This is a genomic window from Aquabacter sp. L1I39 (genome assembly GCF_017742835.1).
GTDB lineage: Bacteria > Pseudomonadota > Alphaproteobacteria > Rhizobiales > Xanthobacteraceae > L1I39.
Genome location: NZ_CP072392.1, coordinates 933,944 through 958,078 on the forward strand (window position 1 = coordinate 933,944; position 24,135 = coordinate 958,078).

At 68.3% G+C, this 24,135-nt stretch carries 22 protein-coding genes; 3 read left to right on the forward strand and 19 right to left on the reverse strand.

What is annotated here, in order from left to right; translation table 11 throughout:
- Positions 1-36: 36 nt before the first annotated feature.
- Both J5J86_RS04105 and J5J86_RS04110 read right to left on the reverse strand, forming a co-directional pair.
- On the reverse strand, positions 37-1,617 hold the full coding sequence (locus tag J5J86_RS04105) for a hydantoinase B/oxoprolinase family protein (protein WP_209103626.1): 1,581 nt from the start codon (positions 1,615-1,617) through the stop codon (positions 37-39).
- On the reverse strand, positions 1,614-3,707 hold the full coding sequence (locus J5J86_RS04110) for a hydantoinase/oxoprolinase family protein (protein ID WP_209103627.1): 2,094 nt from the start codon (positions 3,705-3,707) through the stop codon (positions 1,614-1,616). Before J5J86_RS04110 ends, J5J86_RS04105 begins: the two co-directional genes overlap by 4 nt.
- A 177-nt stretch (positions 3,708-3,884) precedes the next feature.
- Here J5J86_RS04110 and J5J86_RS04115 point away from each other — a divergent pair, with 177 nt between their 5' ends.
- The gene (locus tag J5J86_RS04115; RefSeq protein WP_247658024.1) at positions 3,885-4,538 is read left to right on the forward strand and encodes a TetR/AcrR family transcriptional regulator; all 654 of its coding nucleotides are present in this window, start codon (positions 3,885-3,887) and stop codon (positions 4,536-4,538) included.
- 15 nt (positions 4,539-4,553) lie between these two features.
- Here J5J86_RS04115 and J5J86_RS04120 read toward each other — a convergent pair whose 3' ends face one another.
- From J5J86_RS04120 to J5J86_RS04140, 5 genes are all read right to left on the reverse strand, one after another.
- On the reverse strand, positions 4,554-4,739 hold the full coding sequence (locus J5J86_RS04120) for a hypothetical protein (RefSeq protein ID WP_209103628.1): 186 nt from the start codon (positions 4,737-4,739) through the stop codon (positions 4,554-4,556).
- A 160-nt stretch (positions 4,740-4,899) separates the two neighbouring features.
- Complete coding sequence (locus J5J86_RS04125) at positions 4,900-5,244, reverse strand: DUF1491 family protein (protein ID WP_209103629.1); 345 nt, start codon at positions 5,242-5,244, stop codon at positions 4,900-4,902.
- Between the two features lies 1 nt (position 5,245).
- Complete coding sequence (locus tag J5J86_RS04130) at positions 5,246-6,112, reverse strand: peptidoglycan-binding domain-containing protein (protein ID WP_209103630.1); 867 nt, start codon at positions 6,110-6,112, stop codon at positions 5,246-5,248.
- A complete protein-coding gene (locus J5J86_RS04135) occupies positions 6,109-7,653 on the reverse strand; it encodes a sensor histidine kinase (RefSeq protein WP_209103631.1) in 1,545 nt (514 codons plus the stop codon). Before J5J86_RS04135 ends, J5J86_RS04130 begins: the two co-directional genes overlap by 4 nt.
- Before the next feature lie 144 nt (positions 7,654-7,797).
- Positions 7,798-8,991 carry a TDT family transporter gene (locus J5J86_RS04140; RefSeq protein ID WP_209103632.1) on the reverse strand — a complete coding sequence of 398 codons (1,194 nt, stop codon included), beginning with the start codon at positions 8,989-8,991 and terminating at the stop codon, positions 7,798-7,800.
- Positions 8,992-9,145: 154 nt separating this feature from the next.
- On the opposite strand from J5J86_RS04140, the gene J5J86_RS04145 reads away from it, so the two are divergent.
- Positions 9,146-10,033, forward strand: a complete 888-nt coding sequence (locus tag J5J86_RS04145; protein ID WP_209103633.1) for a LysR family transcriptional regulator — start codon at positions 9,146-9,148, stop codon at positions 10,031-10,033.
- 19 nt (positions 10,034-10,052) lie between these two features.
- Here J5J86_RS04145 and atzD read toward each other — a convergent pair whose 3' ends face one another.
- From atzD to J5J86_RS04190, 9 genes are all read right to left on the reverse strand, one after another.
- The gene (atzD, locus tag J5J86_RS04150; protein ID WP_209103634.1) at positions 10,053-11,114 is read right to left on the reverse strand and encodes a cyanuric acid amidohydrolase; all 1,062 of its coding nucleotides are present in this window, start codon (positions 11,112-11,114) and stop codon (positions 10,053-10,055) included.
- Positions 11,114-12,559, reverse strand: coding sequence for an amidohydrolase family protein (locus J5J86_RS04155; RefSeq protein WP_209103635.1), 1,446 nt, complete (start codon positions 12,557-12,559; stop codon positions 11,114-11,116). The genes atzD and J5J86_RS04155 overlap by 1 nt, the downstream gene beginning before the upstream one ends.
- Positions 12,556-13,587, reverse strand: a complete 1,032-nt coding sequence (locus tag J5J86_RS04160; RefSeq protein ID WP_209103636.1) for an ABC transporter substrate-binding protein — start codon at positions 13,585-13,587, stop codon at positions 12,556-12,558. The genes J5J86_RS04155 and J5J86_RS04160 overlap by 4 nt, the downstream gene beginning before the upstream one ends.
- Before the next feature lie 47 nt (positions 13,588-13,634).
- Entirely contained in the window at positions 13,635-14,408 is a 774-nt protein-coding gene (locus tag J5J86_RS04165; RefSeq protein WP_209103637.1) for an ABC transporter permease, read from the reverse strand.
- Complete coding sequence (locus J5J86_RS04170; RefSeq protein WP_209103638.1) at positions 14,405-15,220, reverse strand: ABC transporter ATP-binding protein; 816 nt, start codon at positions 15,218-15,220, stop codon at positions 14,405-14,407. Before J5J86_RS04170 ends, J5J86_RS04165 begins: the two co-directional genes overlap by 4 nt.
- Positions 15,217-16,662 (reverse strand): allantoinase AllB, encoded by a 1,446-nt coding sequence (gene allB, locus J5J86_RS04175; RefSeq protein WP_209103639.1) that lies wholly within the window; start codon positions 16,660-16,662, stop codon positions 15,217-15,219. Before allB ends, J5J86_RS04170 begins: the two co-directional genes overlap by 4 nt.
- Before the next feature lie 10 nt (positions 16,663-16,672).
- Positions 16,673-17,464, reverse strand: a complete 792-nt coding sequence (locus tag J5J86_RS04180; RefSeq protein ID WP_209103640.1) for an SDR family NAD(P)-dependent oxidoreductase — start codon at positions 17,462-17,464, stop codon at positions 16,673-16,675.
- A gap of 153 nt (positions 17,465-17,617) precedes the next feature.
- Positions 17,618-18,682: an ABC transporter substrate-binding protein gene (locus J5J86_RS04185; protein ID WP_209103641.1), complete on the reverse strand. Its 1,065-nt coding sequence runs from the start codon at positions 18,680-18,682 to the stop codon at positions 17,618-17,620.
- Between the two features lie 20 nt (positions 18,683-18,702).
- On the reverse strand, positions 18,703-19,455 hold the full coding sequence (locus tag J5J86_RS04190; RefSeq protein WP_209103642.1) for an isochorismatase family cysteine hydrolase: 753 nt from the start codon (positions 19,453-19,455) through the stop codon (positions 18,703-18,705).
- Between the two features lie 169 nt (positions 19,456-19,624).
- Here J5J86_RS04190 and J5J86_RS04195 point away from each other — a divergent pair, with 169 nt between their 5' ends.
- Positions 19,625-20,539 (forward strand): LysR family transcriptional regulator, encoded by a 915-nt coding sequence (locus J5J86_RS04195; RefSeq protein ID WP_209103643.1) that lies wholly within the window; start codon positions 19,625-19,627, stop codon positions 20,537-20,539.
- A 6-nt stretch (positions 20,540-20,545) separates the two neighbouring features.
- Here J5J86_RS04195 and J5J86_RS04200 read toward each other — a convergent pair whose 3' ends face one another.
- The 3 genes from J5J86_RS04200 to J5J86_RS04210 all read right to left on the reverse strand — a co-directional run bounded on the left by J5J86_RS04200 (position 20,546) and on the right by J5J86_RS04210 (position 24,095).
- Entirely contained in the window at positions 20,546-21,571 is a 1,026-nt protein-coding gene (locus J5J86_RS04200; RefSeq protein WP_247658026.1) for a 3'-5' exonuclease, read from the reverse strand.
- A gap of 68 nt (positions 21,572-21,639) precedes the next feature.
- A complete protein-coding gene (locus J5J86_RS04205) occupies positions 21,640-23,262 on the reverse strand; it encodes a GMC family oxidoreductase (RefSeq protein ID WP_209103644.1) in 1,623 nt (540 codons plus the stop codon).
- A gap of 158 nt (positions 23,263-23,420) precedes the next feature.
- Positions 23,421-24,095 (reverse strand): GntR family transcriptional regulator, encoded by a 675-nt coding sequence (locus J5J86_RS04210; RefSeq protein ID WP_209103645.1) that lies wholly within the window; start codon positions 24,093-24,095, stop codon positions 23,421-23,423.
- Positions 24,096-24,135: the final 40 nt, after the last annotated feature.

Sequence of the window (24,135 nt, forward strand, 5' to 3'; positions counted from 1 at the left end):
GGACCGGGATGCGATCCATCCTGCTCGCCCTGCGCTTCACCGCACCTTGGCGCCCCATCCGCCGCCGCCGGGCGTTTCCACGGCAATGACCTCCCCAGGCTGGAGGGTCAGCGACCCCTTGCCGGCCAGGGTCCGGCGCACGCCATCCTTATCCTCCATCCAGTTCTCCCCCGCCGCGCCCTCGCCGCCGCCATGGAGGCCATAAGGGCGGAACCTGCGGCGGTCCGTCTGCAGGGAAACGCGGGCCTCGTGGTCGATCATCCGCAGAGCACGAACCACCCCTTCCCCACCCTCATGCAGCCCTTGCCCGGAGGAGCCGGGGCGCAGTTCATAGCGTTCCACCCGGAAAGGATAGCTGATCTCCAGCGCTTCGATGGGCGTGTTGAGGGTGTTCGACATGTTGGCGTGGACACCACTCATGCCCGGCCCCATAGGCCGCCCGCCCTGCCCTCCGCCAATGGTCTCGATATAGGTGTAGGGCTTGCCGTTGCGGGGGTCACGCCCGCCAATGCCGATCAGGTTCATGGTGCCCTGGCTCGCCGCCGCGATGCGGTCGGGGGCGAACTGGGCGAAGGCCTTGAGCACCGTGTCGGCGAGCCGCTGCGTGGTCTCGGTATTGGCGGCGCAGACTGCCGCCGGCCGCTGCGCATCCAGGAAGGAGCCTTCCGGAATGCGGATCTCCACCGCGCGCATCACGCCCGCATTGGGCGGCAAGGTGGCATCCATCAGGATCTTGATGGAATAGAACACCGACGAGTGCACCATGGCCTGCACCGCATTGATGTTGCCCCGGCGCAGCGGCGAGCTGCCCTCGAAGTCGAAGACCATGCGGTCCGGCTGCACCTTCACCTTCAGGCGGATGCGGACCGGTTCGTCGCTGCTGCCATCATCGTCGAGGCAGTCCTCCGAGGTCCACTCGCCCGCCGGAAAATCCGCCAAGCGGCGGCGCATGCGGCGCTCCGAATAATCGAGGATGGCGGCAAGTCCTTCCTCCAGCGCGGCCGCGCCGAAACGCTCCGCCAGTTCCTCCACACGGCGGATGCCCACCTTGAGGGCGGCGAGCTGGGCATTGAGGTCGCCCTTGCGCTCTTCCGGGGTGCGCACATTGGCCAGGATCATGGCCATGAGGTCACGCTGCTCGATCCCCTTCCGATGGAGCAGGACCGGCGGAATGATTAGGCCTTCCTGGTAGATCTCCGTGGACCGCCCGGGCATGGAGCCCGGCTCCATGCCGCCCACGTCCGAATGGTGGGCCCGGCTCGCCACATAGGCAATGCAGCGCCCGGCGACGAAAATGGGCGCGATCAGCGTGATGTCGGGCAGGTGCGCGCCGGCAATATAGGGATCGTTCACTACCACCACGTCCCCCGCTTCCAGCGGGTCCAGCATGGCAAGGGTGGGGCCGACCGCCCTGAGCATGGAGCCCAGATGCACCGGCACATGCTCCGCCTGGGCCACCAATTGGGCCTTGGCATCGAAGATGGCGCAGGAGGCGTCCATGCGCTCCTTGATGTTGGGGGAGAAGGAGGTGAGCTTGAGCACCACCCCCATTTCCTGCGCCGTGGCCTCCAGCGCGTTCTTCAGGACTTCCAGGCGGATGGGATCGAACGCGGTCACTGGGCGACCTCCACGAGCAGGTTGCCGGACGCGTGCACGGTGAGCACGTCGCCGGGATAGATGATGGTGGTGGCGGAGATTTCCTCGATCACCGCCGGCCCCTGGATCATGTCGCCAGCCTTCAGCGCCGCCCGGTCATAGATCAGCGCCACGTGGGCGCGGACCGGGAGCCCCGGGTCGAACGGCTCGAAATGGATCTCCCGCGATCCCTTGACCGCCTGCGCCGCCGGCGTGCCGGTGCCGGCGGGCAGTACCGGGAGAACCGGCTTGTCGATGCGGCCGATGCCTGTCACCACCAGGCCCACGATCTCGATGGGGCTTGCGGGATCCGCATGGCCGAAGCGGGCCGCGTGGGCGGCGTGGAACTGGCCGGGAAGATCCGCCCAGAAGGTCGGCGCGCCGATGTCCACACCGATGGGCAGGTCATAGCTCTGGCCGATATAGCGCACGTCGATCTTCACCTCGATCTCGCGGCGTTCGGGCGGCACGCCATCCTCGTCCAGGTGGCCCTCGGCGCGGGCGATGAGGGCATGGATCGCCCGCAGCGCATCCTCCGCCCCATCGGCGCGATAGGCGGCGATATGGGTCTCGGCGAAGGTGTGGTGCAGGTCGGAGATCAGCTGGCCCATGGCGCACAGGATGCCGGGGGTGGGCGGCACCATCACGCGCGGCATCCGCAATTCCCGCGCCACCGGGCTGCCATGCATGGGACCCGCGCCGCCGAATGGCACGAGGGCGAAGTCGCGCGGGTCATAGCCGCGCTCCACCGAGACCACGCGGATGCCGCGCACGATATTGGCATGCGCCACCCGCAGGATGCCCGCCGCCGCCGCATGGAGGTCAAGGCCCAGCGGCTCTGCGATCTCGCGGCGGATGGCCTCGCGCGCGGCCGCGATGTCGAGGCCGAGATCGCCGCCGAGCCGCGACGTGTCGTCGAAGCGGCCGAGGACAAGGTTGGCGTCGGTGACGGTGGGGCGCGTGCCGCCGCGCCCGTAGCAGACCGGCCCCGGCACCGCCTCGGCGCTCATGGGGCCGACGCGCAGGGCGCCCCCCTCGTCGATCCAGGCGATGGAGCCGCCGCCGGCGCCGATGGCGTTGATGTCGATGACGGGGAGGCGGATCGGCACCGTCTCCAGGGTGTTGGTGCGCGTGATTTCCGGATGGCCGTTGCGGATCAGGCTGATGTCCGTGCTGGTGCCGCCGATATCCATGGTGATGATGTCGGAAATCCCCGCCAGCGCCGCCACATGGGCGCTGGCCACCACCCCGCCGGCGGGGCCGGAGAGCACCGTGTGCACCGGCTTGACGCGCGCGCTTTCAATGCTCATGAGGCCGCCGGCCGCGTCCATGACCATGACCGGCTTTTCCGCCGCAAGGCCGAGGCCCTCGTCCGCATCGCCCAGCATGTCGCGCAGCGAGGCGAGGTATTTGTGCATGACGGGGCGCAGATAGGCGTTCAGGACCGCCGTGCTGGCGCGCTCATACTCGCGAAATTCCGAATTGATCTCGGTGGAGATGCAGACCGCGACGCCCGGCAGCATCTCTTCCAGGATGGCCCGCGCCCGCTGCTCGTGGGCGGGGTTGGCATAGGAGTGCAGGAAGAGGATCGCGATGGCCTCCACCCCCGTGCCGGCAAGGGCGCGCGCGGCCTCCCGCACATCCTCCTCGTGGAGGGGCTCGATCTCCCGTCCGCCCGGCCCGAGGCGCCCCCGCACCGTCAGGCACAAGTCCTGCGGCACCAATTGCTCGGGCCGCACCACGGAAATATCGAACAAAGTGGGTCGGTTCTGGCGGCCGATGAGAAGGATGTCCCGAAAACCGCGATTGGTGATGAAGGCCGTTACCGCGCCCTTGCGCTGGATGACCGCATTGGTGGTGGTCGTGGTGCCGTGCCCCACATAGACCACGTCGGACCCGGTGCCGCCCTGCAAAGCGATGGCCCGCGTCAGGCCCTGGACCGTGCCGCGGGCGCGGTTGTCCGGGGTGGTGGACACCTTGGAGACGGTGATGGTCCCGGTCGTCTCGTCATAGGCGATACTGTCCGTGAACGTGCCCCCCACATCGGAGGCCACCCGCATGCGCGCACCCATGTCCTGTTCCCCGCTCACGATGTAACTATAACGTTTGCGTTACAGATCAACACGAGCTAGAACGCCTGTAAAGCCCAATTCTCAACCGGCAGAACATTTTCCTGAAAGGAAAAGCACCCGTTGGCGGCCGCCTGGGCGCCGTGCTACCGCTCGGGAGCAGCAAGGAGAGCGGGAGCCGTGGCAGCCAGCGACAAGAAGATCGTGTCCTACGAGGAACGCTCCAACCGCACGCGGGACGCCATCCTGACGGCGGCGGAGCAGGAATTCGTCGCCAACGGTCTCAGCGGCGCCACCATGGAAAGCATCGCCAAGGCGGCCGGCGTCAACAAGGCTCTGGTCTATCGCCATTTCGAGCGCAAGGAGCTGCTGTTCCGCCAAGTGCTGGTCCAGGCCTATCGCCGGCTGCGGGCGCGGGAGGCTGAGTTCATCTTCGCCGACGATCCCATCCGCGCGATCGAACAGGTGTGCGAATTCACGCTGGCCTACTACCTGGAAAACCCGAATTTTCTCGTACTGGTGGGGATCGAGAACCTGCACCGCGGGGAGAACCTGCGGCCGGTGGCCCGGGAGGAACTGGGGGTGGAGACGCTCATCCATACCATCTCGCGCATCTTGCGCGAGGGCGAGGCGCGCGGCCTGTTCCGGTCCGGCCTCGACCCCGTGGACGTCTGGCTGTCCATTTCCAACCTGTGCTGGTTCAGCGTGGCCGGCGCCTACACGGTGGACATCACCTTCGGCCGGGACATTCACAAGCCGGAAGAAGTGACCGCCCGCCTCGGCGTCATCAAGGACATGGCGCGGCGCTACGTGCTCCGGTCCGATCAGCTGTAAGCGCCCGAAAGTGTCTCAACCCGAGCGGCGCAAGCCCCGTTTGCCCCGGCCTTCCGATGGGCGAGCAATGGGACGAGCGGGCGGCGCCTCGGCATATTCGTAGCGCACCACCGGCAGGATGATGATCTCAGCACCCGATGCGGGCACCGGGCGGGACTTGCGGCGAGCCTTGCGGATCGGAAACGCGACGAGATTGCCCATCTTCCCCTCCTCTGCGACCCGCCTTGCCCTGGCGATGCGGGCCTTTCACGCCTTGAACGGCGCAGCTCTGCTTCTTCAACGCCTGGCTGGAGCGAAGGTTGCATCGACAAGGGGGGAAACGTGGCGGTCCCCGAAGAAGGCACCGCGAGGGGAGGCGCGGTCAGTCCTGCGCAAGGTCCACGAAGGGGCGACCGGCACGATCCTCGATCTCGATCCACCAGAGGTCGGGATCGAATCGCACTTCCTTTTCCATCCGCGCAGCCCCGTCCGCCTCCGGACTGCCAGGCGGCAGCAAGGCGCGGAAGCGGCGGTCGGCGGGGAAGCTCTCGTCGAAGTCGGTCTGTGGCGCGGGGCCGTAAAGAGCCGCCTTGCCATCCTGGGTGGAGACGGTGACGAAGACGGCACCCGCCTCTTCCGCCCCCCTGCGGCGCACGGCGGCGAACGCCCCCGCGCCATTGGCGGTGCGGAGGATGGCGGCAACGAAAATGGCGCTTTTGAGCCGCATGCTATTCGATGGGCATGCCGGACACGGTGCTCAGCTCCCGCACCAGCCGGTCAGTGATCTCGCCGGAGGCCGGCAGGTTGCGGTCGCGCTCGAAGCGCTGGATGGCGAGGCGCGTCTCGGTGCCGGGCTTGCCGTCCATCTTGATGGGGCCGTAGCCGAGCTTGGCCAAGGTCTTCTGCACCGCGAGAATGCGATTGGAGCCGGGCACGTCCGCCGGCGGGCGCACCGATCCGGTGGCATCCGACACGACGGCACTCGCTGTGAGCGGCGAACGGCGGATCTGGGCGAGCAGTGCGTCGCTGGGCTCGCCGGTGGCTTTCAGGCGGGCCGCCTGCTCAAAACCGCGGATGGCGGCCTCGGTGCGGGGTCCGGTGAGGCCATCGGCGGGGCCGTCATAGAAGCCCCGGCGGGCCAGTTCCCGCTGGATGTCGGCAATGAGGGGCACCGGGGTCTTGACGGGCACCGGGGCGGGGGGAACCGGCACGCCGGCGGGGACGGCGCTGCGCGCCGCACTTCCCGCAGGTGCGCCGCCGGTCGCCGCACCACCGTTCAGCACGGTGCCCTGCGGCACCGAGGTGCTCAGGGAATTGGGGGTGAACATGGCGGCGGTGCCCGGCGGCAAGGGCGCGGGGGCGGTGCTGGCCTTGGGCTTTTCCACCAGCGGAATGAGCTTGCCGTCGGCGGCGGGCATCACCGCGCCGTGCTGGTTCATGAACACATTGGCGAGGATGGCTCCGGCGAGCCCCAGCGCCACCAACAGCGCGAAGCCGTCGGCGATGCGGAAGGCCATGCGGCCGCCGCCAGCATCCGGCGCCATGTCATGGGACGGCATTCCGGCAACCGCCTCGCGTCCGAGACCGATCCTCATGCGCTGCGCCTCCCGTCCCTCATGTCCGCTTGTGCGCCGCAGGCCTCATCCGCCCGGGCGAAAGCGACAACGCCGCTCTCCCGCACCAAGGGAATGGTGATGGTCACCGCTGTACCACGCCCCTTTGTGCTCGCCACATGGAAGCTGCCGCCATGAAGCAGCACCAGCCCGCGCACCACCGCAAGCCCGAGGCCGCTGCCGGCGCGCCGATGTTCCATGTCGCCGGTCTGGAAGAAGGGCTCGCCCAGGCGTGCGACATCGCTGGCGCTCATGCCCGGCCCGGTATCACGCACGCAGAAGGACATGGTGCCGCCACGCTCGCGCACCGACAGCTCCACCTTGCCGTCCCTGGGGGTGAACTTCACCGCATTGGACAGGAGGTTGAGCAGGATCTGGCGCAGGGCGCGATGGTCGGCGCACAGGCTCGGCAGGCGGGGGGCGACGCGCACCTTCAGGGCGACGCCCCGGCGCACGGCCTCCAGCGACATCATTTCCAGGCACCCGTCCACGAGGCCCGCCACCTCCAGCGGCTCGGGCGAGAGCTCATAGGCGCCCGCCTCCACCCGCGAGAGGTCGAGAATGTCGTTGACGAGGCCCAGCAGATGCTGGCCGCTCTCATGGATGATGCGGGCATAATCCGCCCGGCGGGTGGCATCGAGATGCCCCGCCCCATCGCTGGCGAGCAGTTCGGAATAGCCGAGGATGGTGTTGAGCGGCGTGCGCAGCTCATGGCTCATGGCGGCGAGGAAGCGGCTCTTGGCATGGTTTGCCCGCTCCGCCTCGGCGCGCGCGGCTTCCTCGCGCTCGGCCTTCAGCTTGGCGGCATCGATGTCGCGCCAGGACACGCGGGTGAGACCGGCGCGAACGATACCCGTGCGCAGCGGGCCACCGTCCCTGCGCGCAGCACCGGCCCGCACGGCCCGCATCTCCATCCATACATAAACGGGCGTCTCGCCTGCCCCCTCGCAGCGCAGGCGCACCTCGCAGCGGGCCTCGCCCTCCCCGGCCCGCGCGCTGGACAAGGCGGCGAGGAAGGCGGGCCGGTCGGCCACCTGGATGCGGTCGAACAGGTCGGAGGCGGCGGTAAGGCCGAGGCCGGCGCAAGGGGCCTGGGCATGCTCCACCGCCAGGAACTCGCCGGTGGGGCCATGGAGGGTGACAAGGGCGAGATCGGCCAGCAGGCCGGCGCGCCCCACCCGGCGGGCGGCGCGGGAAAGGCCGGTGGAGACGGCGGCGAGCGCTGCGGCGATGAGGCCGCAGGCCACCAGCCACAGGGCATCGGGCGCGGCCCCGGTGAACAGGCCCGCCGCCTCGCCCCAAAGCACGGCGCCGCCGGATCCGAGGCCCAGGAGACCGAGGGCGGCCAGCGCCCGCGCGCTGCGGCGGGCGAACAGGGCGATCTGATCGGGGGTCGCCGGCAAGGCTTCGGCCCGCGCACGGCACTGCCCGGCGGCTCCGGCCACCGCTCCCTTCACCCTCGCCGCCGACACGTCCCCCACGCCCAATGGGCCCTCCCACGCATTCTGGGGAAACCCTGCCATGGCAGGCTTTAAGCGAACGCTAAAGCCGCGCTGCGTCTGGCGGCTTTTGGCAGGGAATGTGAATGATTTTTCAGCCGACGCCTCAACGCAGGAAATGCCCCGCGCGGCAGGCCGCGCGGGGCGAGGGAAGGGAGGCGCTGGCCGTCAAGCCGCCTTGGGCTGTGGCACCACTTGGGGCAGGCTCTGGGCCGGGGCGACGCCGGAGACCAGGCAGGGCGAGAAGAACAGCGTGCCGCGCCAGGCGCCCTGTGCCGTGCGGGTGGCCACCACCAGCCACAGGCCCGTGAGGAGCAGGATGAGGCCGCTGCCCACGATGGTGAAGAAGTCGAAATGGGTGACCCGGCCAAGGCCCATGGTGGCCAGCGAATAGACGCCCAGGGGGAAGGTGAAGCCCCACCACCCGATATTGAAGGGCATGCCCTCCTTGAGGTAGCGGGCGGTCTTGAGCATGGCCAGCATCAGCCACCAGGCGCCATAGCCCCACAGGATAGTGGCGCCGATGATGCCGATGCCGAAGGCGACCGGTCCCACGCTCTCCAGGCCCGCATGAGCCAGCACGGGGGAGGCGTTTCCGCCGAGGGTGAGCAGCCCCAGAGCGCCGGTGCCGATGGGGCCGAGGGCCAGCCAGCCGGAGGCAGCCATGTCACGGGTGGGCAGCTTGTGCAGCGTCAGGCGCAGCAGCAGGATGACCAGGATGCTCATGGCCAGCGGCACCGAGAAGGCCCACAGGGCATAGGAGATGAACAGCACGCCATAGGCCTCGCCGGCCGGCAGGACCGGCACGAGCCCGCCGCCAGAGGCCGCCGCGACCTCCGCCGCAACGATGGGCAGCAGCCAGACCGCCGTCATCTTCTCCAACGCATGGTCCTGCTGGGTAAACATGAGGAAGGGGATCAAGAGACCGCAGGCCAGCGCCAGAGCCACGTCCAGCCACCACAGCACATGGGCGATGTTGAGCGCCACCTCGCCCCACATGGGCATGCCGAAAGTCACGAAGCCGTTGACGATGGTCGCCAGCCCCATGGGAATGGTGCCGAAGAACATGGACACCACCGGGTGCTGGAAGATGCGCTTGGCCTCATGACCGAAGAAGATCCAGCGCGACGCATAGAGCACGGTGAACAGGCAGAAGAGGCCGATATTGAAGAGCCACAGCGTCACTGCAAGGGGATGCTGGCCGGGAAAAGCGATGGGAAACTGGTTCAGCGCCAGCGCCAGCACACCGGTGCCCATGGTCGCCGCAAACCAGTTGGGCGTGAACTGGCGGACCGCTTCGCGCAGGCCGCCGAACGGCACATGACGGCCGCTTCCGGCCTGGGGTGCATGCGTCGTGGCCATGACAACCTCCTTGGGATGGGGCTCGTCGCCCGCTCATCGAAAACTGGTCACACGCTACCGGCGCGACATTGATCGCACAAACGGATCTTTTGCATCAAATCAATCTTGATATAGGATTGATTTGCCCGGTCGCGGCCAAGCCTAGGATAATTGTATGACGCTTGAGCAGCTTCGCATCTTTGTGGCCGTTGCGGAACGCCAGCATGTGACCCAGGCCGCCCGCGCCCTGCATCTGGCCCAGTCGGCGGCGAGCAATGCCATCGCCATGCTGGAGGCCCGCCACGACACCAAGCTGTTCCACCGCGTCGGCCGTGGTATCGAACTGACCGAGGCTGGCCGCGCCTTCCTGCCGGAGGCCCGCGCCGTGCTCGCCCGCGCCGAGGCGGCGGAGCAGGTGCTGGCGGAATTCGGCTCGCTGCGCCGCGGCACGCTGGTGCTGCAGGCCAGCCAGACCATTTCCGGCTATTGGCTGCCCCGGCACATGGTGGCCTTCCGGCGCGCCTATCCCCCGATCGAGTTGCGCCTGTCGGTGGGCAATACGGCGCAAGTGGCCGAGGCGGTGGAGGAAGGCACGGCGGAACTGGGCTTCGTGGAAGGCTCGGTGGACAATCCCGCCTTCGACCGCATCGAGGTGGCGCACGACCAATTGGTGATCGTGGTGGGGCCGGATCATTCCTGGGCGGGGAAAGCGCTCACCCCCGCCGATCTCCTGGACGGCGACTGGGTGCTGCGCGAGGCCGGCTCGGGCACCCGCTCGGCCTTCGAGGAAGCGCTGCGGGACTTAGGTCTCGACCCGGCCCGGCTGAAGGTGCCCCTCGACCTGCCGTCCAATGAGTCCGTCCGGGCGGCGGTGGAAGCGGGCATGGGCGCCACGGCCCTGTCCGCCTCCGTAGCCGCGCCGAGCCTGGAGGCGGGGCTGCTGGCGCAGGTTGACTTTCGCCTGCCCGAGCGCGCCTTCACCGTGCTGCGCCACCGCGAGCGCTATCGCAGCCGCGCCGCCGATGCATTTCTCGCCATGATGCGCTCGGAGCGGCGGGGCTGAAGGCCCATCGCAGGCCGCCTCAGCGGCGGACGATCACCGCCGCCGGGCCGCCACCATCGGGACCCTGGTGCTCCGCGCCGCCGGAAACATAGATTTCAGGCAGCCCGACGAGCCCCGCCAGAGCGCCGGCCACATAGGCGCGGGCATGGCGGGTGGAAGAGATGTCGCTGTCATCCAGCATGGTGTGGCGATAGCCGCGGATCAGGCCGGAGCGGCTCGCCTCGGCCTTGGCAAGCAGCGCCACCAGCCTGTCGCCCTCCAGCGCCCCGAGCCGGCCGAGCGCCGCGCGCACGGGGGCGACATCGATGGCATCCGCCATCACCCCATGGTCGATGGCGAGCGGCCCGGACCAGTCGGGCGACATGCCCAGCACCACCACTTCGTGCCCCATCAGCTCGATGCCCGACGAGCAGCTGGCCCGTCCCGAATAAAGCGAGAGGTCGGCGCAGATGACGGCATCGGAGAGCGCCGCCTCTTCCACCTCGCCCAATGCCAGGGCGATGCCCAGCGCGCTCGCGCCGCGCGACAGGCCCATGGATTTCAGCGTATCTGAGGTCGCCGTATCGGCCCCCCGCGCCTTGGCCTCGGCGACGCGCGCCATGGTCAGGAGCGGACATTTCACCTGCACGAAATGCACGTCCTGCGGCCGGTGGATGCCCGCTTCCGCCATGGCGTGGCGCACCGCCTCCGCCACCTGGCGCACCTGACCCATGCGGCCGATGTCTTCAGGCAGGAGATCGGCGGTGTGGGTACGTCCGATGGCGAGCGCCGGGCCGGGCGTGCCCTCCCCTTCCCCCCGCTCGAACACCAGCCAATGGGGCGCCATGCCCCCTTCCGTGCCGCCGGACATGACGAGGCATACGGACTGCGCGGAGGCGCCAAGATGCTCCTTCAGCATCAGGCCAAGCGCGTGCACCGCGAAGCCGCGGGAAAAGTCGTTCACGCAGCCATTGCCCTCGGTCTTGCCGAAGATGGCGAGAATGCCCGACGGGTGGATGCGGCGTTCAGCGATGGCGGCTTCGATGCCCGACACGTCGTCGGGCCCGGCCGCGCTGATCCGGTGGACCTTGGCGATGGGCATCAGCAGCATCCTGGTTCGAAATGTCTGCCCGCGGCGGCATCGAGCGCCGGCATGGCAGCGGCAAGGGCGGCCTTATCGGGCATGGCGGCGCGCATGCGAGCCAGCACTTCCGCCCGCACCGCCGGATAATCGATGCCGGTGACCACCCCGTCCCGCACGATGGTGCGCCCGCCGATGACGAGTTCGCGCATATGGCGGGCGGTGGCGCGGGTCAGCATCATGTCCAGCACGTCGCACGGCACGCCGAGGCGGTCGTCCTCGATCCGCGCCCAGTCCAGCACGATCAGATCCGCCGGCGCGCCCGGCGCGAGCACGCCGCCCTCGTCCCGGCCGGTCACCGAGCGGCGTCCATTCACCAGGGCCATGCCGAGAATGTCGGCGGCGGTCACTTTGGCGCGAAAGCCCGTGCCGAGGTGCAGGAGATGGGCGACGCGGATCTCCCGCAAGGCATCGTCGTCTTCCTCCAGCGCCTTGCCGTCGACGCCGATGGCCACGCGGCAGCCCTTGGCCTTCATCTGCGCCACCGGCCCGATGCCCGAGCGCAGATGCAGATTGGAGGAGGGATTGGAGACGATGGTCACGCCCCTCTCCGCCAGAAGCTCCAATTCTTCGGGCCGCGCCCACACGCAATGGGCAAGCGTCAGCCGCTCGGAGAGGAGGCCGATGGAATCCAGGTGCCGCACGATGCCGCCGGGATAGGCCTCGTCCGCCCAGACCCGCTGGTAGCGGGTTTCCAGAAGGTGCATATGCACCCGCCGGCCGGTGCGGGCGGAGGCCTCCGCCACCGCCTCCAGCAAAGCATCCGAGCACCATTGCGGACCGTTGGGGCCGTATTGGACGTCGAAGTCGGGTCCGCCCGCCGCCTCGGCCACCGCGTCGGCCAGTTCGATGAAGGCCTTGGGCGACAGGGGCTGGCGGAGAAACTGGCCGGCCAGCACGCCGCGCGCCGGCTCGGGAATGGTGGCGAGGAAAGGCTCGCTCGGGCCATAGACAAGGGGGTGGCGGTCCTTCATGGAGACGGCAAACCCCACCCGCACGCCCACGTCGCGCGCGGCCCGGGCGACCTCCTGAACCTCGCGCGGCAGGTCGGTGAAACCCTGCGCGCGCGTATAATGCATCATCACGATGCCCGACCCGCCGAGCGCGCTGCGGGCGAGAGACAGCGCCGCCGCGAGATAGGGGTCCACGGAGGGAAAGAGGGCGAGGTAATTGAGCCACGCCTCCAGCGGCTTGCCACCCGCCCCCACCGATGTGGTGCGCACCGGGCGGCCGTGGTCATGGGCGTTGACCGGCGCCGGCATGACGAACACATCGTCCACCGGCCCCTCGGCGGGGCCGACTTCGGCGATGCGCCCATCTGCCAGGACAAGCCGCGCCGGCCCCGAGACCGGCCCGCGCGGGTCGGCCAGGAGGTGGGCGCAGGTGAGGGCAAGCGGGCCGCTCATTGGCCCACCTGCGGCGGCACGCGGTCGGCCTTCGGCGGCAGAAAGGCGCGGTTGAAGACCTCGGCCGGGGTGGGCTTCTTCGGCAGTTCGAAGGCATCGGAGATCAGCGTGATGGCCGTCTCCAGCCGCGCATCGCTCACATCGCCAAGGCCAAGGGCGCGAGCCTCCGGCGTGTCGATGAGGGACTTGTAGACATAGATCAGCCGGCGCTTCTCGATGTCCTTGTTGATGAGCGGCTCCTTGGCCGCCAGGAGCGCGATGGCCGCGTCCGGATTCTCCACCGTCTCCTTGATGGCGCGGTTGATGGCGCGCAAAAGGCCCTTCACCGCCTCGGGGCTGTCCTTGGCCAGCTTCTGGGAGACCATGATGCCGTTGGAATAAAGGTCGATGCCGGCATCGGAATAGAAGATCCAGCGGAAGTCCTTGTCGGGATCGAGCTTCAGCGCCACGAGGTTCATGTAGCTGGTGGCCGAGAAGATGGCGATGGTGCTCACCTGCCCCTGCAGCAGCATCTGCTCCTGGAGGTTCGGCGCCACCTGGGTGATGGCGATGGAGCCGTAATCGAGCCCATTGGCCTTGGCGAGCAGCGGCAGCAGCTTGAAGGACGCCCCGCCCGGCGGCGTGCCGAGCTTGGTGCCGGCCAGGTCCTTGACGGTCTTGATCGGGCTGTCCGCCTTGGTGAGCAGGGCAAACGGCGCCTTGTTGTAGATCATATAGACCATCACCGGCGTCTCGGCGGGCCGGGTGGCGGCGTTCTGGATGACGGCATTGATGTCGCCGAAGCCGGCATCATAGACCCCCGACATGATGCGGGTGACGGTGGCCGCCGAGCCCTCGCCCTGGTCGATGGTCACGTCCAGATTCTCGGCCTTGAAGTAGCCCTTCTCCAGCGCCCAGTAATACCAGGCGTGCACGCCCTGGAGCTTCCAGTCCAGGGTGAAGCGGATCTTGGTGGGCTCGGCATGGGCGGCGGGGGCCGCACCGGACAATAGCAGCGCGCCAAGCGCCGCCAGCAGCAAGCGTTTCATGAGCAACTCCTGGAAGGTGTTTATGTTTTTTGAAAATGCGGCCGGCTTCAGCCGACCGCGAAATCATCCTTGCGGCGCGCCCAGCCGATGACGCGGCCCTCGATGAGGGAGAAGAGCGCGTAGAGCCCAACCCCCAGCACCGCGAGCACCAGGAGGCCGGCAAAGACCAGGGGCACGTCGAAGGAGGAGGAGGCGATCATCATGAGATTGCCGATGCCCCGATTGGAGGCCACCGTCTCCGCGATCACCGCGCCCACGAAGGCCAATGTCACCGACACTTTCAGCGAGGCGAAGAAGAAGGGCATGGTGCGCGGCAGCCCCACATTCATGAGGATGTCCATCTTGGAGGCGCGCAGCGCCCGCATCACGTCCTCCAGCTCCGGCTCGGTGGTGGCAAGGCCGGCCGCCACGTTCACCACGATGGGGAACAGGCTCATGATCATGGCGGTGAGGATGGCGGGGATGGAGCCCGCCCCGAACCACAGCACGAAGATGGGCACCAGAGCCACCTTCGGGATGGAGGAAAAGCCGATCAGCAGCGGATAGCCCGCATCATAGGCAAGGCGCGAGGAGCCGATGAGCGCACCCAGCGCGACGCCCGAGACGATGCCGAGGGCAAATCCCACCAGCGTCGTATAGAGGGTTTGCAGTGCATGGGGCCAGATGGCGGGGGCGCGCTCGATGAGGGTGGCCACCACCTGGGTCGGCCGGGGCAGCACGATCTCCTTGATGCCGAAGGCGATGCAGGCCAGCTCCCAGATGACGAAGAAGCCGATGATGACGGCCACCGAGGACAGGCGGCGGCGCACTTGGGTGTTCATCGGGCGACCTCCACCGGTTCGCGCGCGGAAACGATCAGTTCGCGCAGGCGCTGGGTCAGGCTCACGAAGCCCGGCTCATAGGTCATCTCGATGCTGCGCGGCCGGGCAAACGGCACGTGGCAATCCTCAATGATCCGGCCGGGTCGGGCGCGCATGACGCACACCCGGTTGGCCAGGAAGCCGGCTTCCTTGAGATCATGGGTCACAAGGATGACGGTGGGCTTCCTGTCCAGCCACAGATCCTGGAGAACGCCCCACAATTCCTCGCGGGTGAACTGATCGAGCGCGCCGAAGGGCTCGTCCAGCATGAGCAATTGGGGATCATGGATCAGCGCCCGGCACAAAGAGGCGCGCTGGAGCATGCCGCCGGACAATTGCCAGGGAAAACGATCGGCAAAGCCCTTCAGGCCCACCTGGTTGAGCAGGGCATCGGCGCGGTCGCGAAATTCGGTGCGGCGCTTGGCACGGAACTCGCCCCGGAAGGGCGGCACGATCTTCAGCGGCAGCATGATGTTGTCGCGGATGGAGAGCCAGGGCAGCAAGGTGGGGTTCTGGAATGCCATGCCCACCCGAACCGGCGATGCCCCCACTTCCCGGCCGTCCACGAACACATGGCCGGTGGTGGCGGAGATGAGGCCCGTCACCAGCTTCAGGATGGTGGACTTGCCGCACCCTGAAGGGCCCACCAGAGCGACGAAATCGCCCTGGCCGATGGTCAGGCTGGTCTCGCCCAGCGCGTGGACCTGATGTCCCTCCCGCCCATAGGAGAGGGTGACGTCTTCCAGCTCGACAAAGGTGCGCGGCGTGCTCATGCGGCTTCCCCCGGTCGGTGGGCCACCACGGCGGCCAGCGTCTCGTCGGTGTGGCGGGGGCTGGGGGTGCCCACGTCCTGGATGGTGTGCACCGAGCGGCCATGACCGCGCGTGTCCACCATGAGGGTGCGGTCCTTCATCACGAAGCGCCCGCGCACCATGGTGTGCACCGGCAGACCCTGCACCTCCCGCCCATGCCAGGGCGAGACCTTGGAGCGGGACTGGAGGGCCGCGTCATCGATGGTCCAGCGCCGGTCGAGATCGATGAAGGCGAGGTCCGCGTCGGCGCCCGACTGGATGGCGCCCTTGCGCGGATAGAGCCCCCACACCTTGGCGGGATTATAGGCGCTCCAGCGCACCAGATCCGTGAGCGCCATGCGCCCGGCCGCCACCTCGGTGAGCATGAGCGGGATCTGCGTCTCCACGCCCGGGAAGCCGCAATCCACCGTCCAGATGTCCGTCCGGGTCTTTTCTTCCGGCGTATGGGGCGCGTGGTCGGTGGCGATCATGTCGATGGTGCCGTCCATGAGCGCGTCCCAGAGCGGGCCCTGGTTGGCGGCCTCGCGCACCGGGGGATTGACGCGGATGATGCCGCCCCAGCGGCCATACTCCTCCGCCGCCAGCATCAGATAATGGGCGCCGGTCTCGCCCGTAATGTCCACGCCCCGCGCCTTGGCGTCCCGCAGGGGGCCGAGCTCGGCGGCGGAGGAGATGTGGAGGATATGGATGCGGGCGCCGGTCCATTCCGCGAGAATGGCCGCGCGGGCCACCGCCTCCACCGCCACCACGGCGGGGCGGGAGGCGAGATGGGCAAGGGCATCGGTACGGCCGGCCTCCACCAGGCGGGATTGGCGGCGCTCCATGATGGAATTGGTCTCGGCATGCAGCGAGACGCGCTTGCCCGTGGGCGCCACCACCTCGAACGCCTCCAGCATGGCCCCCGTGGAGGGCGAGGGAATGCGGCCGAAGGTGTTGCCCATATAGAGCTTGAAGCCGATGATCCCGCCTTCCACCAGCGCCGGCACGTTTGCGAGGCTCTCCTCGCCCAGCACCGCATAGAGGCCGTAATCCACATGGGCCTTGGCGCTGGCGATGGCGTGCTTTTCAGCCAGGCTCGCCGCGTCGGCGACGGTGGGAATGGTGTTGGGCATATCGAAGACGGTGGTGACGCCGCCGAAGGCCGCCGCCGCCGTGCCGCTCTCAAAGTCTTCCTTGTGGGTGTAGCCGGGATCGCGGAAATGCACGTGCACGTCGATGGCGCCGGGCAGGATGTGCAGGCCGGTGGCATCGAAGGTCTGCCGGGCGGCGGGCATGGCGTCTTCCTCGCCCACCGCCACGATGCGCCCGTCCTTCACCGCGATGGCGGCGGGGCGGATGGTCTCGTGGGTGACCACCTGCCCGCCGGTGATGACGAGGTCGGCGGGGAAATCCTGATCGCTCATTCCGTCCTCCTCACAGCATGGCCCAGCCGCCATCCACCGGCAAATCGATGCCGGTGAGCTGGCGGGACACGTCGGAGGCAAGGAAGAGGCAGGCATTGGCCACGTCCTCGTCCTGCGTCACCCGCCGCAGCGCATAGTCAGCGGCGTGGCGCTCCATGGCCTCCTCCACCGTGATGTTCAGCTTGGCCGCCATGTTGGCGCACACTTTCTCGCGGAAACGGGGGCCGTCCACCATGCCGGGGGCGACGCAGTTCACATTGATATTGTGCGGTCCCACCTCCAGCGCGAAGCTCTTGGTGATGCCGCGCAGGCCCCATTTGGAGGCGGAATAGGCCATGCGCCCCGCCCGGCCGCGCATGCCGAAGGTGCCGCCCACATTCACCACCTTGCCGTAGCGCCGCGCGATCATGCCAGGGAGCACCGCGCGCATGGTGTGGAAGCAGCCATTCATGTTGAGCGTGACGATGTCGTCGAACTCCTCCGGCGTCGTCTCCACGCCGGTCTTGCCGATGGGGCCGGAGCCGCCGGCAATGTTGACGAGGATGTCGATGGCGCCGAACGCCGCCAGCGTCTTCGCGGCGGCGACCTCGCAGGCGGCGGCATCGGTGAGGTCGCAGCCCAGCACGATCACCTCGGCCCCCTTCGCCCGCGCCTCCTCCGCCACCGGCCCGATGGCGCCCGTGTCGCGTCCCACCAGAGCGAGGCGGCAGCCCTCGGCAGCGAAGGCGAGGGTGACGGCGGCGCCCATGCCCTTGGCGGGGCCGGTGATGAAGGCGACGCGATCTTTCAGCTTGAGGTCCATGGCACGTCCGGGGGTTCTTGATTGAAAGCAAGCGGGCGGCGCGGGGCACACCCCGCCCCTGCCCTCCCCCGTTGGGGGGAAGGTGGGGTTCGGCAGGGGCCGGCGCGCGGCGCGCCGGCCGGAGGTGAGGAGGAGGAGGTCCGTAACGCGGGGTCAGAACAGCTTCTTGGGCAGGTCGGCCACCGGCGGCAGAAAGGCCGGGGTGAAGACCTGGTCGACCTTGGGGGTCGTGGGCAGCTTGTTGGCATCCACCAGGATGTCGATGGCCTGCTTCAGGCGCACCGGGTCCACATTGCCGAGGCCGATCTTGGCGATCTCGGGATGGTTCATCTCCGAGCGGAGCGTTGCCTCCAGGCGCTCCAGTTCCACCTGCGGCTTGATAAGCGGCTCACGCTTCTGAACCGCCGCGACGCCGGCCTTGGGGTCCTTCAGCATGTCGATGAGGCCCTTGTTCAGCGCCCGCACCAGGCCCTTCACCGCTTCCGGCTTTTCCTTCACCAGCTTCTGCGAGACGATGATGGCGTTGGAATAGAGGTCCATGCCGTAATCGCCATAATTGATGTAGCGGATCTGGCTGTCCTCGATGCCGATCATCTTGGCCGAGAAGCGGATGGTGTTCACATAGCCGAACACGCCATCCACCTGGCCCTGCATGAGCATCTGCTCGCGCAGGTTCGGCTGCATGTTGACGATCTTGATGCCCGAGCAATCGATCTTGGCCAGCTTGCAGAAGGCGGGGAACAGCTTGAGCGCGCCGTCATTGGCGGCCCCGCCCAGCGTCTTGCCCACCAGGTCCTGCGGGGTCTTGATGGGGCTGTCGGCCTTCACCGCAATGGTGAAGGGGGGCTGGTTGAACATCACATAGACGGCGATGGGCGCGTCCTCGGGCTTCTTGGCCACCAGCTCGATGAGGGCGTTGATGTCGCCGAAGCCGGCGTCATAGGTGCCATTGGCCACCAGCGGCACGGCGGCGCCGGAGCCGTTCCCCTGGTCGATGGTCACATCGAGGCCCTCGGCCTTGAAGTATCCATTGTCCTCGGCGAGGAAGAACATGGCCTGCGGGCCCTGATACTTCCAGTTGAGCACCAGCTTGATCTTGGTCTGCGCCGCAGCCGGGGCGGCGGACAGCCCAAAGGCGAGCCCAAGGGTCAGGCCGGCCGCCACGGTAGCAAGCGCGCGTCGGGCAAGCGCACGTCGGGTCAGGGACTTGAACGGCATCGGAAAAACTTCCCTTCTGGTCAAGGTTTGTCTTTGGTTTCTTGTTGTGTGAAGGCGGCCATCAGCGCGTCGGCGGTGGCGGTGGCGCCATAGAGCAGGCGCACGAGATAGAGGATCGCGTCGCGCACATAATCGGGGGACGGGGTGGCGCAGGCATCTTCCACCAGCACGCAGCCATAGCCCAGGAAGGACGCGTCGCAGAGGGTGGAGAAGACGCAGCGGTCGATATTGATGCCTGTGAACAGCAAGGTGTCGATGCCGCGATTGCGCAGCACCGAATCCAGCTCATTGTCCGTGAAGCCGCTGAGGCGGTGCTTGTGCACCAGGAGATCGCCCTCCTGCGGCGCCAGCTCCTCCACCACCTCCGCGCCCCAGTCGGTGGCGACCGTGATGCGGCCACGCCCCGCGGGCGAGGGATCGCCATAGACCGGCCGCGTGCCGCCCGCCGAGCCCTTGGCCAGCACCAGCGGCGGCAATTCGGCCACGTCCGCCCGCACGCCCCAATTGACGAACACCACCGGCACATCCGCCGCCCGCGCCGCCGCGGCGAGGCGGGAAATAGCGGGGATGACGGCCTTCAAGGGTGCCGGGTCGACGCCGGAGCGGGGGAACCAGCCGTCGGCGTGCAGAAAGTCATTCTGCATGTCCACCACCACGAGGGCGGTGGTGGAAAGGTCCAGTTCCGCCGGCTGAGGCTCCGCCGCGAAGGTGGCAAGGCGCTGCGCCGGACGGGGGCGCGCGAAGCTCAGGGTGCCGGGGGTGGAAGGGGGCATGGGCTGCTCACGAAACCTTGTCGCCGGCCCGGTCCGGTCCGTTCCGGTGCGCCGCAACATGATCCTTTCGTGACACAGCCTAGGCACGATCGGTGATGCGATCCATAGCCGATTTCGATACATTGCGTTGCCGAATAGGCTACGAACTTTCGACCCCAGGGCAGCTCTGATGCGCCACCTCCGCTTCCTGCGCTACATGGACGAAGTGGCCCGCACCGGCTCCATCCGCCGGGCGGCGGAGCGGCTGAACGTGACGCCCTCGGCCCTCAATCGCCGCATCATGGATCTGGAGGAGGAACTGGACGCCAAGCTCCTGGAGCGCCGCCCGCGCGGGGTGCAATTGAGCGCGGCGGGCGAGGTGTTCGTGGCCTATCTGCGCGAGCAATTGGCCGACGCGGAGCGCATGCGCTCCCAGATCGAGGATTTGCGCGGCCTGAAGCGCGGCACGGTGAAGATCGCCTGCAGTCAGGCGCTCGCCCACGACTTCCTGCCCCAGCAGATCGCCGCCTTTCGCAAGCGCTATCCGCTGATGAATTTCGAGGTGTCGGTGGCCGACCATGAGCGCGCCGTGGCGCTGCTCACCGCCTATGAGGTGGACCTGGTGCTGGTGTTCCGCCCGCCCTTCGTGGGCGCGCTGCGCCTGCTCACCACCTTGCCCCAGCGCCTCGTCGCCCTCTTGCCCGCCGACCATCCCCTCGCGGCGCGCACCTCGCTGCGCCTGTCCGACTGCACCGGCTATGCGCTGGCTTTGGCCGAGCGCAGCACCGGCGGGCGGCAGATGATCGAGGAGAGCATCGCCCGCTCAGGGTTGCGCTTCTCGGTGGCGGCGGAATGCAATTCCTTCGAGATGCTGCGCGGGCTGGTGGCCCATTGCGGCATGATCTCGTTCCAGATCGAGCTGGGGGCGCTGCCCGCCGCCATGCCGCCTGGCATCGTGGTGCGCCAGATCGACGACTTGGCCGGCGCCGACATGGTGCTCGCCCAATTGCGCGGCCGCAGCCTGCCGCTGGCGGGCGCACAGTTCGCCGAGCATCTCACCAAGGCACTTCGGGCCCTGGCGCCGCCAAAGGCCGCTTCATCCTGAGAAGGCTCACACCCCCGGCCGAAACCTCTCGAAGGCGGTGATCTTCTGGACCAGGAGGTCCACCTCGCGCAGATAGATCTCGGCCTTCAGATAAGCCAGCTCGTCCGCCAGCCCCGTCTCCGGCACCTCGATCCACCAGGATTTGGGCCGCCCGTCGGAGCCGTCATTCCAGCGATAGCCGCGCTTCTTCAGATGGTCCTTCATGTCGAAGGGCGCGCTTTCCGCCCAGACGCGGAAGGTGGGCTGGCGGGCGGTGGCCAGCAGCCGGGAAAAGGCGATGCCCTCCGCTTCCTTCAAGGGCGCGCCGAGCACGGCGAGCAGCGCCTGGCAATCGTCTACGGCCCGGTGGCCATTGTGAAACCAGCCGGACTGGCCCACCAGATAGCCCAGCTTCACCCCCTCGAACCCGAAGCCCGACCAGTCCACCTGGCTGGCTGAGCAGGCCCAGGCCTTGTGGGCGAAGTCCGGCAGCAGGCGCTCGCAGAAGGGCCGGTCGAACCGGGCATTGTGGGCGATCACAAGGGCGGCGGGCGCGATGAAACTGGCGACTTCGTCCAGATCCAGCGCATGGCCCTTCACCATCTCCGGCGTGATGCCGGTGAGCTTGGTGATCTCGGCGCTGATGGGCACGGAGGGCTCGCGAAGCTGGCTGTAGGTGGCGATCACATCGCCCACCGCGCCATCCTCCCCATAGGCGAAGGCCACCATGCCCAGCTCGATCACCTCTTCCTTGGCGGGGTCGAGCCCGGTGGTCTCGGTGTCGATGATGACGGCGAGCTTCTCCCCCGCCTTGAGCGGCCGGGACACCACGGGCGGGAATTCCAGGCGGCGCAGGATGCGATAGCGCCCGGTGCGCTCCAGCTCGCAGGCCCAGGCCTCGTATTGCGCGTCATAGGCGATTTCGGGCACCGGCGGCGCGACGGGCTCGGGCGCGGGGCGCACGGCGGCCGTGCGGGCGCGGCGGCGGGGCTTATGCACCGCCTCGCCCTCGTCCAGATTCATCAGGGCGAAGAAATCCGCCTGCTGCGCCAAGGCCAAAGCTCCGAATCGCCCCACTCATATGGGGGCGGCGGGGAGATTACACCATTGGCGCCCGCCCCTCAGGCGCGGGCATCCTCCAGGATCATGCGCGCGCCCTTCTCGGCGATGACGAGGGTGGGCGTGTTGGTATTGCCCGAGGTGATGGTGGGCATGACGGAGGCATCCACCACCCGGAGGCCTTCCAGCCCCACCACCTTCAGCCGCGCATCCACCACCGCCATGGGGTCGGAGGGCAGGCCCATTTTGGCCGTGCCCACGGGATGGAAGATGGTGGTGCCGATATCGCCCGCCGCCCGCGCCAGCGCGCTGTCCTCATCCGGCACGGCGGGACCGGGCAGGATTTCCTGCGGCGTATAGGGGGCAAGCGCCTTCTGGCCAACGATGCGGCGGGCCACCCGGATGGAATCGGCCGCCACCTGCCGGTCCTCCTCGGTGGCGAGATAGCCGGGCCGGATCTCGGGGGCGGAGGTGAACACATTGTCCTTCAGGCGGATGGTGCCGCGCGAGGTGGGCCGCAGATTGCACACGCTCATGGTGAAGGCGGGGAAGCGGTGGAGCGGCTCGCCGAACTTGTCCAGCGACAGAGGCTGGACGTGGAACTCGATGTTCGCCCGCTCCTGCCGTGCATCGGAGCGGGTGAAGATGCCCAGCTGCGAGGGCGCCATGGTCAAGGGTCCGCGCCGGAAGAGGGCATATTGGGCGCCCATCCAGGCCCTCCCCAGCAGAGAATGGTAGCGGGTGTTCAGCGTCCCGATGCCCTGGATCTTGTAGATGAGCCGCAATTGCAGATGGTCCTGCAGATTGCCGCCGACGCCGGGCAGATGATGGGCGACATCGATGCCCTTGTCATTGAGATGCTCCCCCGGCCCGACGCCCGAGAGCAGCAGCAATTGCGGCGAACCCACCGCACCGGCGGCCAGAATCACTTCCCGGCGGGCGGTGAGCGTGCGTGGCCCGTCGCGGCCGGTCACCACCACGCCGGTGGCGCGGCGATTCTCGATCAGCACCTTGCGCACATGGGAGGCGGTGATCATGAACAGGTTGTCGCGGTCGAGCACAGGCTTGAGGAAGCCGCGCGCCGCGCTCCAGCGCACGCCGCGCTTCTGGTTGACGTGGAAATAGCCGGCCCCCTCATTGTCGCCGGTGTTGAAATCCTCCACCGCGCGAATGCCCGCCTCGCCCGCCGCCTGCCGCACGGCGTCCAGCAGCGGCCAGGTCATGCGGGGAAATTCCACCCGCCATTCCCCGCCTTTGCCGTGATGCGCGTTGGGGCCGAGGAAATGGTCCTCATTGCCCTTGAAGAGGGGGGCGAGATCGTCCCAGCCCCAGCCGGGCAGGCCCAATTGCCGCCAATGGTCATAGTCCGCCGCCTGGCCGCGCATGGAGATCATGCCATTGATGGCGGACGAGCCGCCGATCACCTTGCCGCGCGGATAATTGAGCGCGCGGCCATTCAGGCCGGGTTCCGGCTCGGTCTTGAAGCACCAGTCGGCGCGGGGATTGCCGGTGGCATAGAGATAGCCGACGGGAATGTGGAACCAGAGCCAGTCATCCCGCCGCCCCGCCTCCACCACCGCCACGCGGATATTGGGATCTTCCGAGAGCCGGTTGGCGAGGACGCAGCCGGCGGTGCCTGCCCCGACGATGATGTAATCGAAGATGTCGTCCACTTCCCCCGCCATGGCGTCGGCCTCCCGGTCTTGTTGTCGGGACTGTGGCGGCGGGCCGGCACGGGGGCAAGCGCGACGCGCTGTCTCCCCGGCACGATCCGCTGGCCAAGTCCATCTGCACTTGGGGCATGCCGCGCGCGCGGTGTGAATGCGCCATAAGTCGAAGGGCGTCAGCCGGCGGCGGCGGCGCCCTCGGTTTCGTCCTGCAAGGCGGTCAGGAGGGAGAGGAAGCGCTCGCCCTGCACCAGCACATGGGCGCGCATGGCGGCGGCGGCGGCCTCTCCGTTCCCCGCGAGCAAGGCGGTGAGAATGGCCTCGTGCTCGGCGAAGGAGGCGTCCATGCGCCGGGAAACGCGCAATTGCAGCCGGCGATAGGGTTGCAGCCCGCGTTGGAGTCGGCGGGCCTCCGCCGCCAGGACGCGGTTGCCGGTGGCGTCATAAATGGCCTGGTGGAACACCGCATTGGCTGGGTAATAGGCGCCCGTATCCCCCGCCTCCACCGCTTCGCGGCAGGCGTCATGGGCCGCCTCCAGGGCGTCGCGGTCGGACGGGTCCATGCGCTGGGCGGCCAGGCGCGCGCAGGCGCCTTCCACCTCCGACATGAGCTCGAAGGACTCAACCAGTTCGCGCGGGCCGAGCAGCACCACGAAGGCGCCCCGCCGGGGGCGAATCTCCACGAGGCCCGAGGAGGCGAGCTGGATCAGCGCCTCGCGGATAGGAGTGCGCGAGACCTGGAAGCGTTCGGCGAGGCCCACCTCGTCGAGCCGCTGCCCCGGCCGCAGCCGGCCGGCGACGATGTCGTCCTCCAGCGCCTCACGCAGGCGCGGCGTGGCCTCTCCCCTCACCGCTTCGCTCCCTCAGCTTCAGCGTCACTTTAGCCACCCG

Excerpts from the sequence above, each read along its gene's own strand:
- J5J86_RS04110 (WP_209103627.1), bottom strand. The coding sequence starts at position 3,707 with ATGGGTGCGCGCATGCGGGTGGCCTCCGATGTGGGGGGCACGTTCACG.
- J5J86_RS04120 (WP_209103628.1), bottom strand. The coding sequence starts at position 4,739 with ATGGGCAATCTCGTCGCGTTTCCGATCCGCAAGGCTCGCCGCAAGTCC.
- J5J86_RS04125 (WP_209103629.1), bottom strand. The coding sequence starts at position 5,244 with ATGCGGCTCAAAAGCGCCATTTTCGTTGCCGCCATCCTCCGCACCGCC.
- J5J86_RS04130 (WP_209103630.1), bottom strand. The coding sequence starts at position 6,112 with ATGAGGATCGGTCTCGGACGCGAGGCGGTTGCCGGAATGCCGTCCCAT.
- J5J86_RS04135 (WP_209103631.1), bottom strand. The coding sequence starts at position 7,653 with ATGGCAGGGTTTCCCCAGAATGCGTGGGAGGGCCCATTGGGCGTGGGG.
- J5J86_RS04140 (WP_209103632.1), bottom strand. The coding sequence starts at position 8,991 with ATGGCCACGACGCATGCACCCCAGGCCGGAAGCGGCCGTCATGTGCCG.
- J5J86_RS04145 (WP_209103633.1), top strand. The coding sequence starts at position 9,146 with ATGACGCTTGAGCAGCTTCGCATCTTTGTGGCCGTTGCGGAACGCCAG.
- atzD (WP_209103634.1), bottom strand. The coding sequence starts at position 11,114 with ATGCCCATCGCCAAGGTCCACCGGATCAGCGCGGCCGGGCCCGACGAC.
- J5J86_RS04155 (WP_209103635.1), bottom strand. The coding sequence starts at position 12,559 with ATGAGCGGCCCGCTTGCCCTCACCTGCGCCCACCTCCTGGCCGACCCG.
- J5J86_RS04160 (WP_209103636.1), bottom strand. The coding sequence starts at position 13,587 with ATGAAACGCTTGCTGCTGGCGGCGCTTGGCGCGCTGCTATTGTCCGGT.
- J5J86_RS04165 (WP_209103637.1), bottom strand. The coding sequence starts at position 14,408 with ATGAACACCCAAGTGCGCCGCCGCCTGTCCTCGGTGGCCGTCATCATC.
- J5J86_RS04170 (WP_209103638.1), bottom strand. The coding sequence starts at position 15,220 with ATGAGCACGCCGCGCACCTTTGTCGAGCTGGAAGACGTCACCCTCTCC.
- allB (WP_209103639.1), bottom strand. The coding sequence starts at position 16,662 with ATGAGCGATCAGGATTTCCCCGCCGACCTCGTCATCACCGGCGGGCAG.
- J5J86_RS04180 (WP_209103640.1), bottom strand. The coding sequence starts at position 17,464 with ATGGACCTCAAGCTGAAAGATCGCGTCGCCTTCATCACCGGCCCCGCC.
- J5J86_RS04185 (WP_209103641.1), bottom strand. The coding sequence starts at position 18,682 with ATGCCGTTCAAGTCCCTGACCCGACGTGCGCTTGCCCGACGCGCGCTT.
- J5J86_RS04190 (WP_209103642.1), bottom strand. The coding sequence starts at position 19,455 with ATGCCCCCTTCCACCCCCGGCACCCTGAGCTTCGCGCGCCCCCGTCCG.
- J5J86_RS04195 (WP_209103643.1), top strand. The coding sequence starts at position 19,625 with ATGCGCCACCTCCGCTTCCTGCGCTACATGGACGAAGTGGCCCGCACC.
- J5J86_RS04205 (WP_209103644.1), bottom strand. The coding sequence starts at position 23,262 with ATGGCGGGGGAAGTGGACGACATCTTCGATTACATCATCGTCGGGGCA.